This is a genomic window from Pedobacter sp. 01N416 (genome assembly GCF_056399685.1).
Genome location: NZ_JBFTRT010000660.1, coordinates 1 through 2,574 on the forward strand (window position 1 = coordinate 1; position 2,574 = coordinate 2,574).

General features: G+C 37.6%; 4 protein-coding genes. 2 read left to right on the forward strand and 2 right to left on the reverse strand.

Annotated elements, in window-relative coordinates:
• Both AC1DND_RS25460 and AC1DND_RS25465 read left to right on the forward strand, forming a co-directional pair.
• Positions 1-755 (forward strand): DUF4440 domain-containing protein (locus AC1DND_RS25460; RefSeq protein WP_477585331.1); only part of this gene is annotated, 755 nt, incomplete at its 5' end.
• 192 nt (positions 756-947) lie between these two features.
• Complete coding sequence (locus AC1DND_RS25465) at positions 948-1,832, forward strand: glycerophosphodiester phosphodiesterase family protein (RefSeq protein WP_477585333.1); 885 nt, start codon at positions 948-950, stop codon at positions 1,830-1,832.
• Positions 1,833-2,059: 227 nt separating this feature from the next.
• Here AC1DND_RS25465 and AC1DND_RS25470 read toward each other — a convergent pair whose 3' ends face one another.
• Positions 2,060-2,248 carry a hypothetical protein gene (locus AC1DND_RS25470; RefSeq protein WP_029280597.1) on the reverse strand — a complete coding sequence of 63 codons (189 nt, stop codon included), beginning with the start codon at positions 2,246-2,248 and terminating at the stop codon, positions 2,060-2,062.
• A 139-nt stretch (positions 2,249-2,387) separates the two neighbouring features.
• Positions 2,388-2,574, reverse strand: a 187-nt coding sequence (locus tag AC1DND_RS25475; protein WP_477585335.1) for a hypothetical protein, incomplete at its 5' end; no start/stop codon positions are given.

A 2,574-nucleotide genomic window follows, 5' to 3' on the forward strand; every position in this document is an offset into this window, starting at 1 on the left:
ATTCATCAACGAGCACTTTAGTGTTCAGACCAAATCCGGTTAATGCCAAAAATTCATCAACGAGCACTTTAGTGTTCAGACCAAATCCGGTTAATGCCAAAACTTTTTATGCGGGTAAAGCGAATGCTGAAAACGATGTGACCTGGACTCCAAACCTGGCGAAAGTATCACGCAGTGGCGATTTAGGTTTTACTACAGGGCCATATGAAGTTGGTACTTCAGAGAAAAAATACGGTCAATACTTATCGATCTGGAAACCAGAAAATGGCAGATGGAAATTGGCTATTGATTTAGGAACGGAAAGCAATAAACCTTTGGCCAAGGTTACGCCACAGTTTATTGAACCTAAAGATCATGTTGCACCAAAGTTCTTAAACGAAAAAGAAATTAAGGCTGGGAAAGAAATTATCTTAACCACCGAGAAAACTTTAAATACTTTGTTAAAAACGCATGGAATTGCGGCATTTGGAGGTTTTTTAACCAGCGATGCACGTTTGCTTTTCCCAGGTAACGAAGCCATTGACGGAAAAGGAAAAATTATTGCATTCTATAACGGAATGATCAGCAAAATTAACTTAAAAACAACAGGTGTAGATAAAGCAATCGGTAGCGATTTGGCTTATACCTATGGTGTGGCTACTATTGATTACAAGGCCGATTTACGCGAAAGTTTTAATTATGTTTTCGTTTATGAAAAGGGAGCTGATGCAAGCTGGAACTTAATTGTACAGGCCTTTGTACCAGCAGAAAGATAAATAACAAATGYGAATTAAAGAGGGCTCTCCATAAAAAGAAGCCCTTTTTTTATTTCTATAATTTTGTCTTTACCTGCAGTTAGGTTGGCTCAATGCTTATACTGCGGTAGAACTTTGACAACTTTCCTTTTCAAGTTGGTTATTAAAGTTGTCAACGCACAAATAAAACTATCCATTTTACGTTTAAAATTCATGCATAAAAAATTACTTTTACTCTCCACGCTCATTTTACTTTTCTTAAACGTTTCTGCCCAAAAGAAGAAATTCGATGTACAGGGAAAAGCCGGTGCACGCGGTATCATGCCCGAAAATACCATTGAGGGAATGTTAAAAGCGATCGATTTAGGCGTTACTACCTTAGAAATGGATGCCGTGATTTCGAAAGATAAACAAGTGGTGCTTTCGCAAGAACCCTATTTCAATAACGAGATTTCTTTGCTGCCCAACGGAAAGCCGATTACGCTGAAAGACCAAAAGAATTATAACATCTACAAGATGGATTATGAGGAAATTAAAAAGTTTGATGTAGGCAGCAAAGTCCATAACCGCTTTCCTGGGCAGATGAAGTTTAAAGCTTACAAACCGCTGCTTTCTGAAACAATAGACGCGGTTGAGGCTTATGTTAAAGCACACAAGCTCGCCAAACCTGTATATAGCATCGAAACGAAAACGATTAAAAAGGGCGATAACGAATTTCATCCGGAACCTGCAGAATTTGTAGAACTCATTATGGATGTAATTAATTCGAAAAAACTCGCCAAAAGAGTCATTATCGAATCATTTGATATGCGTACGTTGCAATACCTGCACGAGAAATATCCAAAAATACAAACCTCATTATTGATTGATGAAAAGGAACCTTTTGAAGATTATATTGAGAAATTAGGTTTTAAACCGACTATTTATAGCCCTTACTCGGTTTTGGTCGGTAAGGGTTTGGTAGACCGCTGCCACGAAATGGGTATTAAAATTATCCCTTGGACGGTGAATACGGTAAAGGAAGTGAATTATTTTATGAGCCTTGGGGTAGACGGCATCATTACCGATTTTCCAAACATTATGGGCCAGCTCAAATAATTAATATCAGCGGCATAAAAAAGCATCCTAATGTAATGGGTACGCTTTTTTATGCTTTAACCTATCGGTTGGTGTCTCACCGACCGAAATGAACATAGGGACAAGCTGTTTGGTGTGACACCAAACAGTAGATGTAACTTAAATAGCAAGAAAATAGACGGGCATAAAAAAAGCGTTCAGATTTTAAATCCAAACGCTTTTTTTTATGCTTTTATAACTGGAAAATCCTAGTGGTGTGCTTCTGGTTTTTCGTGTGCTGCTTCAGTTTTTTCATGATGAGCAGGTGCTTCTTCGTGGTTAAAGATTGGTCTGGTGAAATAAACAACCAATAATAAAACCAGAATCCATGCCGTTAATGGTAAAGCCCAAATGCCTTTTGTTTGCTGAACCGGTGCGTGTGAATCGTGAGCTGACATATCGAATATTTTGATTTAAAGATTTATGCTTTGTAATTGTGCGGTAAAGATAGTAACAAAATTAAAATAACAAGGGCAATTCGGTGAATTGTATTATAAGATTAATCGGCCAGTAAAAAAGGATAAAAGGCAATGCCTTTTATCCTTGTAAATCGTAAATCATTGCTTTTGTGCTGTTCATTTTGCTTTTAATACGGTTTTGGTGCTCCTGTAAAGTGCTTTGCTCATCCTGAACAGCATTAAACAGTTCTGCTTTTTTGAAATAATTTGCCGCCTCTGCAAAATTTTGCTGTTGTTCGGCATGTAGGCCCAAACATTCGTAAATG